A 14,847-nucleotide genomic window follows, 5' to 3' on the forward strand; every position below is an offset into this window, starting at 1 on the left:
TCACGCGGCCGTCGCATTGCATCAGCTTCGCAACAGCCCTGGTCCGATCCCCCACCCACCCTGTCGGGGGCCGGAGGGCGGACTGCACACTGGGGCGCATGAATGACTGGCCCGATCGATGGACCGACGACCGCGGCAACCGCCGGGGACCCGGCGGCGTGGAGCCCGAGGGTGCTCGGGTGATGCGCCATGTGCAGCGCCCCCCGGTCCCCCCGCAGCCGCAGGGGTACGACGACGGCTACGGCCAGGGGCCCGCGTCGGCGTACGACAGTGGCTACAACACGGGCCAGGTCTACGGCACCCCGCAGGGCGGCGGCTATGGCGGCGGCCAGGGCACCGTCCCCCCGCCGCGCGGCCCGCGGGGCCCGCGCCCCGGGGCGGCTCCGGACTGGGGCCGCCGGATCAAGGTCGGCTCGATCGTGCTGCTCGTCGCCGTGCTCGCCTGGGGCATCGGCACGTACGCCTGGGCGAGCTCCAAGATGCGCGGCGAGGTCGACCTCGCCAAGGTCATCGAGCGCCCCGCGGAGGGCGACTGCACGACCTATCTGATCGTCGGCTCGGACAGCCGTGAGGGCATGTCCGCCGAGGAGAAGAAGAAGCTGCACACCGGCTCGGCCGAGGGCAAGCGCACCGACTCGATGATGATCCTCGCGGCCTGCGGCAGCGGGAACACGATGATCTCGCTGCCCCGCGACTCATGGGTGACCATCCCGTCCTTCGTCGGCTCCGAGTCCGGGAAGAAGTTCCAGGCCAAGGGCGGCTCCAAGCTGAACGCGGCGTACGCCATGGACGGCCCCGAGCTGCTGGTGCGCACGGTCGAGTTCAACACCGGTCTGCGCATCGACCACTACGCGGAAATCGGCTTCGCCGGCTTCGCGAACATCGTGGACGCGCTCGGCGGCGTCGAGCTGGACATCCCGAAGGCCTTCAAGGACAAGAACTCCGGCGCCGACTTCCAGGCCGGGCAGCAGACCCTCAACGGCGAGCAGGCGCTGGCCTTCGTACGGACGCGGTACGCGTTCGCGGAGTCCGACCTGGCGCGCACGAAGAACCAGCAGAAGTTCCTGTCTGCCCTGGCCAACCAGGCGGCGACGCCGGGCACGATCCTGAACCCGTTCCGGCTCTACCCGACGCTGGGCGCGGGCCTGGACACGCTGATCGTGGACAAGGACATGTCGCTGTACGACCTGGGCCAGATGTTCTTCGCGATGAAGGGCATCAGCGGCGGGGACGGGAAGTCGATGAACATCCCGATCTCCGGGACGGCGCCGCAGGGCTCACTGAAGTGGGACATGCCGAAGGTGAAGCAGCTGGTGCGGCAGATCCAGAACGACGAGAAGGTCACGGTCACCTCGAACCGCTGACGGCACAGCGGAAAGGGCCCCACCGCCGGCGGCGGTGGGGCCCTTCGCCGATCCGGTTACGGCAGGTTGCGCGCCATCACGATCCGCTGGACCTGGTTCGTGCCTTCATAAATCTGCGTGATCTTCGCGTCGCGCATCATGCGCTCCACGGGGTAGTCACGGGTGTAGCCGTAGCCGCCGAGCAGCTGGACGGCGTCCGTCGTGACCTCCATGGCGATGTCCGAGGCGAAGCACTTGGCGGCCGCGCCCAGGTAGGTCAGGTCGGCGTCGCCGCGCTCCGAGGCCGCGGCGGCCTGGTAGGTCAGGGCGCGGGCGGCGGAGACCTTCATGGCCATGTCGGCGAGCATGAACTGCACGCCCTGGAAGTCGGCGATCGGCTTGCCGAACTGCTTGCGCTCCTTGACGTAGCCCTTGGCGTAGTCGAGGGCGCCCTGGGCGATGCCGAGCGCCTGGGCCGCGATGGTGATGCGGGTGTGGTCCAGGGTCTTCATCGCGGTGGCGAAGCCGGTGCCCTCCTCGCCGATCATGCGGTCGGCGGGGATGCGGACGTTGTCGAGGTAGACCTCGCGGGTCGGAGAGCCCTTGATGCCGAGCTTCTTCTCCGGGGCGCCGAAGGAGACACCCTCGTCGCCCTTCTCGACGACGAAGGCGCTGATGCCCTTCGAGCGCTTCTCCGGGTCCGTGACGGCCATGACGGTGTAGTACTCGGAGACGCCGGCGTTGGTGATCCAGCGCTTCACGCCGTTGAGGACCCAGAAGTCGCCGTCGCGCACGGCCCTGGTCTTCATGCCGGCGGCGTCGGAGCCGGCGTCGGGCTCGGAGAGGCAGTACGAGAACATCGCGTCGCCCTTGGCGAGCGGGCCCAGGTACTTCTTCTTCAGCTCCTCGGAGCCGGAGAGGATCACCGGGAGGGAGCCGAGCTTGTTCACGGCCGGGATGAGGGAGGACGACGCGCAGACGCGGGCCACCTCCTCGATCACGATGACCGTGGCGAGGGCGTCGGCACCGGCGCCGCCGTAGTTCTCCGGAACGTGCACGGCGTGCAGGTCGGAGGCGACCAGCGCGTCCAGCGCCTCCTGGGGGAAGCGGGCCTCCTCGTCCACCGCGGCGGCGAAGGGCAGGATCTTGGCCTCGGCGAGCGAGCGGATCGTGTCCCGGAGCATGTCGTGCTCTTCGGACGGGCGGTACAGGTCGAAATCAGCCGAACCGGCCAAGGTCTCTCACTCCCCAAGAACGCTAACTACCGTTAAGTAACCCAAATTTTAGTGGGCCCGCTCCGCCAGGCATATGTGAGCCCCACGTGAGCTTGCCGACAGGCGCCGGGGCCACGCTCCGGCCGCAGCCGATCTGCCCGCCCCGCGGCCCGACTATGCTCGGGCAGGCATTTCCGGCCCGTACCCACTGGAGCACCGCATGGCCCTCAAGATCACCGTGATCGGCACCGGCTACCTCGGCGCCACGCATGCCGCGGCCATGGCGGAGCTGGGGTTCGAGGTCCTCGGCCTCGATGTGGTGCCCGAGAAGATCGAGATGCTGGCGTCGGGCCGCGTGCCCATGTACGAGCCCGGCCTCGAGGAGCTGCTGGCCAAGCACGTGGCGGGGATCGAGGGCTCGTCCGGGCGGCTGCGCTTCACCACCTCGTGGGAGGAGGTCGGCGCCTTCGGCGATGTGCACTTCGTCTGTGTGAACACTCCGCAGAAGCACGGTGAGTACGCCTGTGACATGTCGTACGTCGACGCCGCCTTCGGCTCCCTCGCGCCGGTGCTCCAGCCGGGCGCGCTGGTCGTGGGTAAGTCGACCGTGCCGGTGGGCTCGGCCGACCGGCTCGCGGAGCTGCTCTCCGACCAGGCGGCCGAGGGCGTGGAGCTGGCCTGGAACCCCGAGTTCCTGCGTGAGGGCTTCGCCGTGCAGGACACCCTGCACCCGGACCGGATCGTCGTCGGCACGGAGAGCGAGCGCGCGGAGAAGGTGCTGCGCGAGGTGTACGCGGGCCCGGTCGCCGAGGGCTCGCCGTTCGTGGTGACCGACTTCCCGACCGCCGAGCTGGTGAAGACCTCGGCGAACTCCTTCCTGGCCACCAAGATCTCCTTCATCAACGCGATGGCCGAGGTCTGCGAGGCGGCCGGTGGCGATGTCGCGAAGCTCGCCGAGGCGATCGGGCACGACGAGCGGATCGGCAAGAAGTTCCTGCGGGCCGGGATCGGCTTCGGCGGCGGCTGCCTGCCCAAGGACATCCGGGCGTTCATGGCGCGCGCCGGCGAGCTGGGCGCGGACCAGGCGCTGACCTTCCTCCGCGAGATCGACTCCATCAACATGCGCCGCCGCGGCCAGATGGTCGAGATGGCCCGCGAGGCGCTCGGCGGCGGCTCGTTCCTGGGCAAGCGGGTCGCCGTGCTCGGCGCGACGTTCAAGCCGGACTCGGACGACGTACGTGACTCGCCGGCGCTGAACGTCGCCGGGCAGATCCACCTCCAGGGCGGCCAGGTGACGGTCTACGACCCGAAGGGCATGGCCAACGCCGCCCGCCTCTTCCCGACGCTCGGGTACGCGGCGACCGCGACGGAGGCCGTACGGTGCGCGGACGTCGTGCTGCACCTGACCGAGTGGAGCGAGTTCCGCGACCTGGACCCGGCGGCGCTGGGTGAGGTGGTGACGTCGCGGGTGCTTCTGGACGGCCGCAACGCGCTGGACGCGACGAAGTGGCGCGAGGCGGGATGGACGTACCGGGCGATGGGGCGGCCGCGGGCCTAGCTAGGGAGCGTCTGTTGGATCAGGCCGGGTCAGTGTGCCAGGGCACGAGAGCTCGGCGAGATCCGAAAGACAGGCTTTAGCGGTTCACCGCTCCGGGCGCCGCGCGGGGCGTGGAGCCGGGGTGGGCGGAAGCACGTCACGGCGCCGGGTCCCACGGGGCCCGGGTGCCGGACCATGTCATGGCCGCCGGGTCCCACGGCGCGCGGCTGCGGGCCATGTCACCGCGCCCGGGGGCGGCGCGCGGGGGCCGGCGCCACGTCACGGCGGGCGCGTCAGGCGGGCGGCGTGCGGCGCGCCCGGTAGGTGCGCATCTTGGCGCGGGCGCCGCAGACCGCCATCGAGCACCAGCGGCTGCGGCCGGCCGGGCTGCGGTCGTAGTACGCCCAGTGGCAGTCCGGCGCCTCGCACGCCTTCAGACGGGTCCAGGTCCCGGCCCCGGCCGCCGCCGCGATCGCCGCGGCGACCCGGGAGACCAGCGTGTCCGGAGTGGCCGGGCGCAGGGTCGCCGTGCCGTCGGCGGGGGCGACGCTCACCAGCAGGGGTGCCTCGGCGAGGAGATCGTCCAGCGGGGTCGTCGTGCGGTGCGGCGGGTGGCCCGCGTGGGCGAGGCAGACGGCCCGCAGTGACTCGCGCAGTTCGCGGGCGGCCGGCAGCCCGGGCTCGGTGATACCGAAGGGCGCTCGGCCCTCGGCGCTGTCGAGTGCGTCGGCGCCGGTCTCGATGTTCAGCGTGTTCACCAGGGACTCGACGAGGGCCAGGCCGTCGGGCGCGGGCGCACGGTCATTCATGGTTGCGACGTTACCTCTTATGCGGGAGCATGCAGTAACGGTTACCGGATGCACGGATGTAGAGGTAACCGACGTCTACCGAGGAGTACGTCATGGCCATCGCCACACTGGGCACCTTCGTCCTCGACTGCCCCGACCCGCACGCGCTCGCCGGCTTCTACGCCGGGCTTCTCGGCGGCGAGGTGAAGGAGGGCGACGCCGGGTGGGTCGAGCTGACCGGGCACGGCGGCGCCCCGCTCGCGTTCCAGGAGGCCCCCGACCACGTAGCGCCGCGCTGGCCGTCGCCCGAGGCGTCGCAGCAGGCGCACCTCGATCTGACGGTCGAGGACCTCGACGCGGCGGAGAAGGAGGCGCTGGCGCTCGGTGCGCGCCCGCTCGACGCGGACGACCGCTCGCGCAGCTGGCGGGTCTACGCGGACCCGGCGGGCCACCCCTTCTGTCTCTGCGCCTGCTGAGATCAGGACCGGGCGTCGTCCAGCTCCTCGATGGTGAGGGTCGAGGGGCCGCGCTCCCGCAGTGCGCGGGCGACGAACTCCGCCTCACGGACGACCCGTGCCGCGTTGCCCCACGTGAGGTCGGCGATCTCGATGTCCGTCCAGTCGCGGCGGAGCAGCTCGGCGATGAGGTGGGGGTAGCAGGAGGCGTCCTCCAGGCCGACGGTCCGCGGGGCGCGGCCGTCGAGGCCGAACGTGCCGGACAGGCCGACGCACTCCGGTCCCGCGACCTCCCGTACGTGGTCCAGGTGGTCGGCGACGTCCCGCAGGGCGGCGGGGGTGGAGTGCCGCGCCACCTGGTCCGGGGCGAAGCCGACCATGCAGACGCCGCCGTTCGGGCCGAGCAGCCGCAGGATGTCGTCGGGGACGTTGGAGGGGTGGTCGGTGAGCGCGCGGGCCGCCGACCGGGAGAGGAAGAGAGGCGCGCGGGCGATTTCGAGGACCCGGCGCATGGTGGCCGCGGAGGCGCCGGACAGGTCGATGAGAAGGCCGAGACGGTTCATCTCCCGTACGACCTCGACGCCGAACCTGGTCAGCCCCTCGTCCGCCTTCGTCCACCGCGCGCCGGCGAGCGCGACGCTGCGCACGCCCAGGGCGTGATAGACGCGCAGCGTGGCGAGCGTGTCTCCGAGCGCGGGGCCGGCGACGGGGCCCAGAAGCGAGGCGATACGGCCGCAGTTGCGGGCGTCGGCCATGTCACCGGTGGTGAGGGCGAGCCGGAGATCGCCGGGGCAGGCCGCGACGAGTGAACGGATCGCATCGATCTGCCGGAGCGTTCCGGCGATGGTCACGGGCTCGCCGGGTGCGTGCAGCGCCCAGAACTGGGCGCCGACGCCACCCGCGCGGAGCCGGGGAAGGTCGGTGTCGAGGGAGCTCTCGCCCAGCTCCACGTCACGCCCCGCCCCGCCGGCGACGAGCGCGTGGGCGAGGCTGTTGTGGCCGTCCACGACGGGATACGAGGCGAGAAGGGTCCTGGCACGGGCGAGCTCGTCGTCGGCGGACTCGGATACGGAAGGGCCGGATGCCGTGGACGTCGGGTCGAGCTCACCAATGGCATCGGGGCCGTGCGGTTCCAGATCTGCCATGGTGGGCCTCCGGGTTCAGCGAGGCAGTAGAGCCACCGTGGCACGGGTCGGGCAGGGGGACGCGGTGGAGTGGTGCGTTCGGGGTACGCACGCAGCGTGACGGGCCGCGCGGCAGGGCCAGCGGTGCGGAGGGCCCCGCGCGTCAGTCCGGGCGCCCAGCCCCCTGAGGGGGAACGGTGGCGCATCGGCTGCGCGCGCCCGGCGCCGTGTGTGTGGGGGGACGGGCGCGAAGGCCCACACGCGGCAGGCCCTCCCCGCGCCCCGAGCGGACGGTGGCGCATCGGCTGCGCGCGCCCGGCGCCGTGTGTGTGGGGGGACGGGCGCGAAGGCCCACACGCGGCAGGCCCTCCCCGCGCCCCGAGCGGACGGTGGCGCATCGGCTGCGCGCGCCCGGCGCCGTGTGTGTGGGGGGACGGGCGCGAAGGCCCACACGCGGCAGGCCCTCCCCGCGCCCTGAGAGCCCGTGGCAGAAGGCCCGGCCCCCGCCCAACGCCCGGGAGGGACGGTCGCGGAAAGCCCGCCCCCCGGCGGGCCCCCCGCTCCCGCGCCCGCCTAGCCGTCCAGGTCCTCCAGCGTCGCGGTCGACGGGGCTCGGGTCGCCGACAGCGTGTGGGAGACGTCCTCCGCCGACCTCAGCGCGCGGACCGCGTTCTGCCAGGTCAGTTTCGACAGGTCCGCCGTCGACCATCGCCGGGACAGCAGTTCCGCGATGAGGTTCGGGTAGCCCGAGACGTCCTCCAGTCCCGCCGGGGTGAAGGCCGTGCCGTCGTAGTCCCCGCCGATGCCGAGGTGGTCGATGCCGGCCACCTCCCGCATGTGGTCGAGGTGGTCGGCGACCGTCGACGCCGTCGCCATCGGACGCGGGTTCGCGGCCTCGAAGGCGTACTGGACCTTCATGCCCGCCTCGGTGGTGTCGAGGGGGTGCAGGCCGTGCGCCCGCATGTTCTCGTCGGCCCGCCGGGTCCAGTCCACCGCCGCGGGCAGGATGAACTTCGGGACGAACGTGGCCATCGCCACTCCCCCGTTGGCGGGGAGCAGCGCGAGGACGTCGTCGGGGATGTTCCTCGGGTGGTCGCAGACCGCCCGCGCCGACGAGTGGGAGAAGACGACCGGCGCGACCGACGTGGCGAGCGCGTCCCGCATGGTCGTCGCGGCCACGTGCGAGAGGTCGACCAGCATCCCGAGGCGGTTCATCTCGCGCACGACCTCGTGGCCGAACGGCGAGAGGCCACCGACCCCCGGTTCGTCCGTCGCGGAGTCCGCCCAGGCGATGTTGTCGTTGTGCGTGAGCGTCATGTAGCGGACGCCCAGCGCGTACAACGCCCGCAGCGTGCCGAGCGAGTTGTTGATCGAGTGCCCGCCCTCCGCGCCCTTCAGGGAGGCGATCCGGCCCTCGGCCCGCGCCCTCTCCATGTCGTCCGCGGTCAACGCGGGCGCCAGGTCGGCCGGGTAACGGGCCAGCAGCCGGTCGACGACATCGATCTGTTCGAGGGTGGCGGTGACCGCGTCGTCGCCGGCCATGTCGCTGCGCACGTACACCGACCAGAACTGGGCGCCGACCCCGCCGGCCCGCAGCCGGGGGATGTCGGTGTGCAGCAGACCGGTCTGGTCCGTGGCGATGTCCCGGCGGTTCAGGTCGTACCGGACGTGTTCGCGCAGCGCCCACGGCAGGTCGTTGTGGCCGTCGACCACCGGCGCGGACGCAAGCAGCTCCCGCGCCCGCGCGAGCGGACTGGCCTCCGTCGCCACCGGGCCCGTCTCCGGGGTGCCCGCGTCCGCTCCGCCGGACGCCCCGCTCACTTCGCGAAGCCGAACGCCGCCGAACCCTCGACCTTGGCCCGCAGCCGCTTGCCCTTCTCCGTCGCCTGGTCGTTCAGCTCCTGCTGGAAGTCCTTCATCCGCGCGAGCAGGTCCGCGTCGGACGTCGCGAGGATGCGGGCCGCGAGCAGACCGGCGTTCCGGGCGCCGCCCACCGACACCGTCGCCACCGGCACCCCGGCCGGCATCTGCACGATCGACAGGAGCGAGTCCATGCCGTCGAGGTACTTCAGCGGTACGGGGACGCCGATCACCGGCAGCGGCGTCACCGAGGCCAGCATGCCGGGCAGATGCGCGGCGCCGCCCGCTCCGGCGATGATCGCCTTCAGGCCCCGGCCGGCCGCGTCCTCGCCGTACGCGATCATCTCGCGCGGCATCCGGTGCGCGGAGACGACATCGACCTCGTACGGGATCTCGAACTCGTCGAGCGCCTGCGCCGCGGCCTCCATCACCGGCCAGTCGGAGTCGGATCCCATGACAATGCCAACGACAGGGCTCATTCGGTGATCGTTCCTCGCAGATAGTCGGCGGCGTGGCGGGCGCGCTCCAGCACCTCGTCCAGGTCGTCGCCGTAGGTGTTGACGTGCCCCACCTTGCGACCGGGCTTCACGTCCTTGCCATACATATGGATCTTCAGCTGCGGATCCCGTGCCATGCAGTGCAGATAGGCCGCGTACATGTCGGGATAGTCGCCACCCAGCACATTGCACATGACCGTCCAGCGCGACCTCGGGCGCGGATCGCCCAGCGGAAGGTCGAGCACGGCCCGCACATGGTTGGCGAACTGGGACGTCATGGCCCCGTCCTGGGTCCAGTGGCCGGAGTTGTGGGGCCGCATCGCCAGCTCGTTGACGAGGATGCGCCCGTCGACGGTCTCGAAGAGTTCGACGGCGAGATGGCCGACGACCCCGAGCTCCTTGGCGATCCGCAGGGCCAGCTCCTGGGCCTGGCCGGCCAGGTCCGGAGAGAGGTCCGGCGCCGGGGCGATCACGGTGTCGCAGACACCGTCGACCTGGCGGGACTCGACCACCGGGTAGGCCACGGCCTGGCCGTGCGGCGAGCGGACGATGTTCGCCGCCAGCTCGCGGGCGTACTCCACCTTCTCCTCGGCGAGGACGGGTACCCCCGCGAGGAACGGGTCGCGCGCGTCCGCCTCGGAACGTACGAACCACACCCCCTTGCCGTCGTACCCGCCGCGCACCGTCTTGAGGATGATGGGGAAGCCACCCACCTCTCCGGCGAAGGCCGCCGCGTCGGCGGGGTCCTTCACCAGGCGGTGCCGGGGGCTGGGCGCGCCGATCTCGTCGAGCTTGGCGCGCATCACCCCCTTGTCCTGGGCGTGCACCAGCGCGTCGGGCCCGGGGCGGACGGGAATGCCGTCCGCCTCGAGGGCCCGCAGGTGCTCGGTCGGTACATGCTCGTGATCGAAAGTGATCACATCGCAGCCGCGCGCGAAATCACGCAGCGTGTCCAGGTCGCGATAGTCGCCGATGACGACCTCGCTCACCACCTGGGCCGCCGAGTCCTGGGGGGTATCACTGAGCAGCTTGAACTTGATGCCGAGGGGGATGCCCGCCTCGTGGGTCATACGGGCGAGCTGACCGCCACCGACCATGCCGACTACCGGGAACGTCACCCTCTTAGGGTATCCGCCGAGTCGCGGAGCCTCGTCGCCTGTGCTTTGTCACAGCTCCGGCACGCGTATTCTCCGGCCCTCGCGCATGCTGGAAGGGTGCTGGTTAGCATGGCCAGGTTGACGGGACCACGTTGACGTATCGAATGGACGGGGCTGAGCAATCACCATGAGTGAACGAAGCGCACTGCGTGTGCGGCTTGATCAGCTCACACGCGAGTTCGCCAAGTTCGGCGCGGTCGGTGGTATCGGGCTCCTGGTGGACCTCGGAGTCTTCAACCTCGTACGCCATGTCACCGACCTTCCCGTCGTGCGGGCGAGCATCGTGGCGACCGTTGTCGCGATCGGTTTCAACTACCTGGGCTTCCGCTACTTCACCTACCGGGACCGCGACAAGAGCGGCCGGACCAAGGAGCTCACGCTCTTCCTGGTGTTCAGCGTCGTCGGTCTGGTGATCCAGAGCGGGGTGCTGTACGCCGCGACGTACGGCTTCGGCTGGGACACTCCGCTCCAGAGCAACATCTTCAAGTTCCTCGGCATCGGGATCGCGACGCTGTTCCGCTTCTGGTCGTACCGGACCTGGGTGTTCCGTACGCTGCCGGCCCGCGAGGCCGTCCAGACAGCTGAATCGTTCCTGGAGCAGCGCTCCGCCTCCCAGCCGCAGCGCGACCGCGTCGCCTGACGGCCGGTACCTTTCAGGGCCCTCGCAGGCCGTCGCAGGCCGTACGAATCCGTACGAACCTCCTACCGGACCGTGCGCGGCTCCGGTTCCTCCTTGCGGCTGCGAACCTCCCGGCCCAGGAACAGCGCGAAGACCGGCGGCTGCTGCTGGAGCAGTTCGAGGCGTCCGCCGTCCGCCTCCGCCAGGTCGCGGGCGACGGCGAGCCCGATCCCGGTGGAATTGCGGCCGCTGATGGTCCGCTCGAAGATCCGCGCGCCGAGGTCGGCCGGGACTCCCGGGCCCTCGTCCGTCACCTCGATCACGGACTGGTTGCCGGTGACCCTGGTCCGCAGGGCGACCGTGCCACCGCCGTGCATGAGCGAGTTCTCGATCAGCGCGGCGAGCACCTGGGCGACCGCGCCCGGGGTGCCGACGGCCCTCATCCCCTGCCGTCCGGAGCAGACGATCGCCCGGCCCGCGCTGCGGTAGACCGGCCGCCACTCCTCGATCTGCTGCTTGACGACCTCGTCCAGGTCGAACGCGACGGCGGAGCCGGTCCGTGGGTCGCGTGCGTTGGTGAGGAGCCGCTCGACGACATCCGTGAGCCGCTCGACCTGGGTGAGCGCGACGGTCGCCTCCTCCCGGACGGTGTCCAGGTCGTCGGCGACGGCGACCTCCTCCAGGCGCATGGAGAGCGCGGTCAGCGGGGTGCGGAGCTGATGGGAGGCGTCGGCGGCGAGGCGGCGCTCGGCGGTGAGCATCCGCGCGATCCGCTCGGCGGAGGCGTCCAGGACGTCGGCGACCCGGTCCAGCTCGGGTACGCCGTACCGCTTGTGGCGCGGCCTCGGGTCTCCGGAGCCGAGGCGCTCGGCGGTCTCGGCGAGGTCGGTGAGCGGAGAGGCGAGCTTGTTGGCCTGCCGTACGGCGAGCAGCACGGCGGCGATCACGGCGAGCAGCGCGACCGCGCCGATGATCAGCAGCGTGCGGCCCACTTCGGCGGTGACCGTGGAGCGGGACTCCTCGACGGTGACGCTCTCGCCCCGCTCGCCCTTGGCGACGCCCCGGATGACACTGCCGCCGGGGCGGGTGCCGATCTCGATGGGGGTGCGGCCGGGGATGGTGATCAGCGCGTACCGCTTGGCGCCGCTCTGCTCGGCGAGGATGTCGGGGTTGACGGGCTCCCCGCCGATGAGGCGGCTGTCGACGATGCTGACCAGCCGCAGCGCCTCCGAGTCCACGCTCTCCTGGGCGCTGCTGCTGATGGTGCGGGTCTCGACGATGACGAGGGAGACCCCGAAGACGGCGATGACGACGAGCACCACGGCGAGCGTGGAGTTGATCAGACGACGGCGCACGGGCCCTCCGGGCGGGGTGACGCGAACGTACGGGGTGCGTCTCAGAGCCTAGGCGCCCGGGACACGCGGGCCGGACGTACGGGACCGGCGGCCGGACGTACGGGACCGTGGCCCTAGCTCTTCTCGAAGCGGAACCCCACGCCCCGTACCGTCGCGATGTAGCGCGGGTTCGCCGCGTCGTCGCCGAGCTTCTTGCGGAGCCAGGAGATGTGCATGTCGAGCGTCTTGGTCGAGGACCACCAGGTGGTGTCCCAGACCTCGCGCATCAGCTGGTCGCGGGTGACGACCCGGCCCGCGTCGCGGACCAGGACCCGCAGCAGGTCGAACTCCTTCGCCGTGAGCTGGAGCTCCTCGTCGCCCATCCAGGCCCGGTGCGACTCGACGTCGATCCGTACGCCGTGGGTGGCGGGCGCCGGCGCGGGCTCCGTGGCACCGCGCCGCAACAGGGCCCGGACGCGGGCGAGCAGCTCGGCGAGGCGGAACGGCTTGGTGACGTAGTCGTCGGCGCCGGCGTCCAGGCCGACCACGGTGTCCACCTCGTCGGCGCGGGCCGTCAGGACCAGGATCGGCACGGTGTGCCCGTCGGAACGCAGCCGCCGGGCGACCTCCAGGCCGTCCATGCCGGGCAGCCCGAGGTCGAGCACGACCAGGTCCACTCCGCCCTGGAGTCCGGCGTCGAGCGCGGTCGGTCCGTCCTCGCGCACCTCGACCTCGTATCCCTCCCGCCGCAGGGCGCGGGCCAGCGGTTCCGAGATGGATGCGTCGTCCTCGGCGAGCAGTACACGGGTCATGGGGTGATGGTAGTCCGGACGGCAGGTACCCCGGGGAGTGATGGATCAGGCCTGCGGTTCGGGATGGGATCCTGGTCCACACCTTCGAAATACCGAAGTTGGTTGCAGCGACACCTGTGATCCATCTCTCAATCACTTCCATATGGGGCAGTGTCCTGACGTATGGTGGCGACGCACTACACGGGGACCTTTGGCCTGCTTCGCCCTGCCAAGGGTCTCTTTTCTGCGCAAGACCGGTTTTGCCAGTCTTGAGGACAGTGAATGACCTATGGGCCGGGCTCCGTGGCGCGACGACGCGTCCGGGGCGTGGATCCCGATGCGGACCGTTCTCCCGTTGCCGCCCCACACGGTGCGAACCCCCGGGCGTGGGGTGGAACGAAATCCTCGCCGGTGCCGGCCTCCCCCACACGGGCGTCGACAGCTCACGAAGCAGCGCGTCCCGAGCAAGCAAGGATCGACCATGGCGTCCAGCCTGACGAAGGACTCGGCCAGCACCACTGGATCCGAGAAGTCCTTCTTCGGCCACCCCCGCGGCCTGGCCACTCTCTTCATGACCGAGATGTGGGAGCGCTTCTCCTACTACGGCATGCGTGCCCTTCTCGTGTACTACCTGGTCTCGGGCGGCGCCGACGCCGCGACCGGCAGCCAGGGCGGCGGACTGGCGATGACCGCGGCCACGGCCACGGCCATCTACTCGGTGTACGTCTCGATGGTCTACCTGATGGCCATGCCCGGCGGCTGGTTCGGTGACCGCGTCTGGGGCGCCCGCAAGACCGTCACGATCGCCGGCTTCGTGATCATGGCCGGCCACCTGTCGCTGGCCCTGCCGGGGCAGGCGATGTTCTTCGTCGGACTGATCCTGGTCGCGGCCGGTTCGGGTCTGCTGAAGGCCAATATCTCCACGATGGTCGGCCACCTCTACGACGGCCCCGAGGACCCGCGCCGGGACGGCGGCTTCACGCTGTTCTACATCGGCATCAACCTCGGCGCCTTCGTCGCTCCCTTCGTGATCGGCACGATCGGCAAGGAGCACAACTGGCACATGGGCTTCGCGCTCGCCGCGGTGGGCATGGCCCTGGGCCTTGCGCAGTTCCTCATCGGTACGCGCAACCTCAGCCCGAAGAGCAACATCGTCCCGAACCCGCTGAGCCCCGCCGAGCGCAAGAGCGTGCTCGTCAGGCTCGTGGGCGGAATCACCGTCGTCGCCGCGTTCTACGGCGCCGTGGTCGCCCTGGGTGCCTACACGCTGAACTGGGCGCTCGTCCCGCTGACCCTCGCCGGTCTGATCATCCCGGTCGCCGTGCTGGTCCGCATCAAGCGCGACAAGGACCTGTCGAAGACCGAGCAGTCCAAGATGAACGGCTACATCTGGTTCTTCGTGGCCGCCGCCATCTTCTGGATGATCTACGACCAGGGTGGTTCCACGCTGTCCCTCTTCGCGGACAGCAAGACCGCCGGAAGCGTCTTCGGCTTCGACTTCTCCGCCACCTGGTACCAGTCGCTGAACCCGCTGTTCGTGATGGCGCTGGCGCCGGTCTTCGCGTGGCTGTGGCTGTGGCTGGCCCGTAAGAACCAGGAGCCGAACACCATCGTGAAGTTCGCGATGGGTCTGGTCGCGGTCGGCGCGTCGTTCTTCGTCTTCATCGTCCCGATGGGCATGGCGGCCGACGGCAAGGTCTCCCCGATGTGGCTGGTCTCGATCTACATGATCCAGACCATCGGTGAGCTGTGCCTCTCCCCGGTCGGCCTCTCCGTCACGACGAAGATGGCGCCGCGGAAGTACGCCTCCCAGATGATGGGTGTCTGGTTCCTCGCGGTCACCGCCGGCGACTGCGTCACCGGTCTGATCTCGCTGGCCGGCGTGGACCTCAACGGCACGGGCATCATCGCCCTGCAGGCCACGCTCGCGGCCGCCGCGGGCCTCGCGGTCTACATGTACCGCAAGAAGGTCCAGACGATGATGGGCGGGGTCCACTGACCCCACAGGTCGTTCGTACGGTCGTGAGGGCCGCCGCACCGGATCCGGTGCGGCGGCCCTCCGCCGTTTCCGAGTCCCACGCCGGAGGCCCCCACGGGTGAAGGGGAACAACCCTCCACCCAACCGGAG

Annotated in this window: 13 protein-coding genes; 5 read left to right on the top strand and 8 right to left on the bottom strand. The window is 70.8% G+C overall.

Annotated features, from left to right (window positions below; translation table 11 throughout):
* Positions 1 to 98: 98 nt before the first annotated feature.
* A complete protein-coding gene (locus ACZ5VC_RS19955; RefSeq protein WP_469121354.1) occupies positions 99 to 1,364 on the top strand; it encodes an LCP family protein in 1,266 nt (421 codons plus the stop codon).
* A 56-nt stretch (positions 1,365 to 1,420) separates the two neighbouring features.
* On the opposite strand, the gene ACZ5VC_RS19960 is transcribed toward ACZ5VC_RS19955, so the two are convergent.
* Complete coding sequence (locus ACZ5VC_RS19960; protein WP_469121355.1) at positions 1,421 to 2,578, bottom strand: acyl-CoA dehydrogenase family protein; 1,158 nt, start codon at positions 2,576 to 2,578, stop codon at positions 1,421 to 1,423.
* Positions 2,579 to 2,777: 199 nt separating this feature from the next.
* Between ACZ5VC_RS19960 and ACZ5VC_RS19965 the strand changes: the two genes are divergently transcribed.
* Positions 2,778 to 4,115, top strand: a complete 1,338-nt coding sequence (locus ACZ5VC_RS19965; protein WP_469121356.1) for a UDP-glucose dehydrogenase family protein — start codon at positions 2,778 to 2,780, stop codon at positions 4,113 to 4,115.
* Between the two features lie 272 nt (positions 4,116 to 4,387).
* Here ACZ5VC_RS19965 and ACZ5VC_RS19970 read toward each other — a convergent pair whose 3' ends face one another.
* Positions 4,388 to 4,903: a CGNR zinc finger domain-containing protein gene (locus ACZ5VC_RS19970; RefSeq protein WP_469121357.1), complete on the bottom strand. Its 516-nt coding sequence runs from the start codon at positions 4,901 to 4,903 to the stop codon at positions 4,388 to 4,390.
* Between the two features lie 92 nt (positions 4,904 to 4,995).
* Here ACZ5VC_RS19970 and ACZ5VC_RS19975 point away from each other — a divergent pair, with 92 nt between their 5' ends.
* Positions 4,996 to 5,358, top strand: coding sequence for a VOC family protein (locus ACZ5VC_RS19975; protein WP_469121358.1), 363 nt, complete (start codon positions 4,996 to 4,998; stop codon positions 5,356 to 5,358).
* 2 nt (positions 5,359 to 5,360) lie between these two features.
* Here the strand turns inward: ACZ5VC_RS19975 and ACZ5VC_RS19980 are convergent, their stop codons facing one another.
* From ACZ5VC_RS19980 to ACZ5VC_RS19995, 4 genes are all read right to left on the bottom strand, one after another.
* Complete coding sequence (locus tag ACZ5VC_RS19980; RefSeq protein WP_469121359.1) at positions 5,361 to 6,482, bottom strand: dipeptidase; 1,122 nt, start codon at positions 6,480 to 6,482, stop codon at positions 5,361 to 5,363.
* A 552-nt stretch (positions 6,483 to 7,034) separates the two neighbouring features.
* Positions 7,035 to 8,231 (bottom strand): dipeptidase, encoded by a 1,197-nt coding sequence (locus tag ACZ5VC_RS19985; protein WP_469121721.1) that lies wholly within the window; start codon positions 8,229 to 8,231, stop codon positions 7,035 to 7,037.
* Positions 8,232 to 8,278: 47 nt separating this feature from the next.
* Positions 8,279 to 8,800, bottom strand: coding sequence for a 5-(carboxyamino)imidazole ribonucleotide mutase (gene purE / locus ACZ5VC_RS19990; RefSeq protein ID WP_469121360.1), 522 nt, complete (start codon positions 8,798 to 8,800; stop codon positions 8,279 to 8,281).
* The gene (locus tag ACZ5VC_RS19995; protein WP_469121361.1) at positions 8,797 to 9,936 is read right to left on the bottom strand and encodes a 5-(carboxyamino)imidazole ribonucleotide synthase; all 1,140 of its coding nucleotides are present in this window, start codon (positions 9,934 to 9,936) and stop codon (positions 8,797 to 8,799) included. The genes purE and ACZ5VC_RS19995 overlap by 4 nt, the downstream gene beginning before the upstream one ends.
* 166 nt (positions 9,937 to 10,102) lie before the next feature.
* On the opposite strand from ACZ5VC_RS19995, the gene ACZ5VC_RS20000 reads away from it, so the two are divergent.
* On the top strand, positions 10,103 to 10,615 hold the full coding sequence (locus ACZ5VC_RS20000) for a GtrA family protein (protein WP_469121362.1): 513 nt from the start codon (positions 10,103 to 10,105) through the stop codon (positions 10,613 to 10,615).
* Between the two features lie 62 nt (positions 10,616 to 10,677).
* Here the strand turns inward: ACZ5VC_RS20000 and ACZ5VC_RS20005 are convergent, their stop codons facing one another.
* Positions 10,678 to 11,949, bottom strand: a complete 1,272-nt coding sequence (locus ACZ5VC_RS20005) for an ATP-binding protein (protein ID WP_469121363.1) — start codon at positions 11,947 to 11,949, stop codon at positions 10,678 to 10,680.
* A gap of 113 nt (positions 11,950 to 12,062) precedes the next feature.
* On the bottom strand, positions 12,063 to 12,740 hold the full coding sequence (locus tag ACZ5VC_RS20010) for a response regulator transcription factor (RefSeq protein WP_468710228.1): 678 nt from the start codon (positions 12,738 to 12,740) through the stop codon (positions 12,063 to 12,065).
* Between the two features lie 460 nt (positions 12,741 to 13,200).
* On the opposite strand from ACZ5VC_RS20010, the gene ACZ5VC_RS20015 reads away from it, so the two are divergent.
* Positions 13,201 to 14,718 carry a peptide MFS transporter gene (locus ACZ5VC_RS20015; protein WP_469121364.1) on the top strand — a complete coding sequence of 506 codons (1,518 nt, stop codon included), beginning with the start codon at positions 13,201 to 13,203 and terminating at the stop codon, positions 14,716 to 14,718.
* Positions 14,719 to 14,847 lie beyond the last annotated feature (129 nt).

This window comes from Streptomyces sp. NPDC033174, assembly GCF_055577795.1.

What these genes read in the sequence shown, in the direction of transcription:
- ACZ5VC_RS19955 (WP_469121354.1), top strand. Translation starts at nt 99, where the DNA reads ATGAATGACTGGCCCGATCGATGGACCGACGACCGCGGCAACCGCCGG.
- ACZ5VC_RS19965 (WP_469121356.1), top strand. Translation starts at nt 2,778, where the DNA reads ATGGCCCTCAAGATCACCGTGATCGGCACCGGCTACCTCGGCGCCACG.
- ACZ5VC_RS19970 (WP_469121357.1), bottom strand. Translation starts at nt 4,903, where the DNA reads ATGAATGACCGTGCGCCCGCGCCCGACGGCCTGGCCCTCGTCGAGTCC.
- ACZ5VC_RS19975 (WP_469121358.1), top strand. Translation starts at nt 4,996, where the DNA reads ATGGCCATCGCCACACTGGGCACCTTCGTCCTCGACTGCCCCGACCCG.
- ACZ5VC_RS19980 (WP_469121359.1), bottom strand. Translation starts at nt 6,482, where the DNA reads ATGGCAGATCTGGAACCGCACGGCCCCGATGCCATTGGTGAGCTCGAC.
- purE (WP_469121360.1), bottom strand. Translation starts at nt 8,800, where the DNA reads ATGAGCCCTGTCGTTGGCATTGTCATGGGATCCGACTCCGACTGGCCG.
- ACZ5VC_RS20000 (WP_469121362.1), top strand. Translation starts at nt 10,103, where the DNA reads ATGAGTGAACGAAGCGCACTGCGTGTGCGGCTTGATCAGCTCACACGC.
- ACZ5VC_RS20010 (WP_468710228.1), bottom strand. Translation starts at nt 12,740, where the DNA reads ATGACCCGTGTACTGCTCGCCGAGGACGACGCATCCATCTCGGAACCG.
- ACZ5VC_RS20015 (WP_469121364.1), top strand. Translation starts at nt 13,201, where the DNA reads ATGGCGTCCAGCCTGACGAAGGACTCGGCCAGCACCACTGGATCCGAG.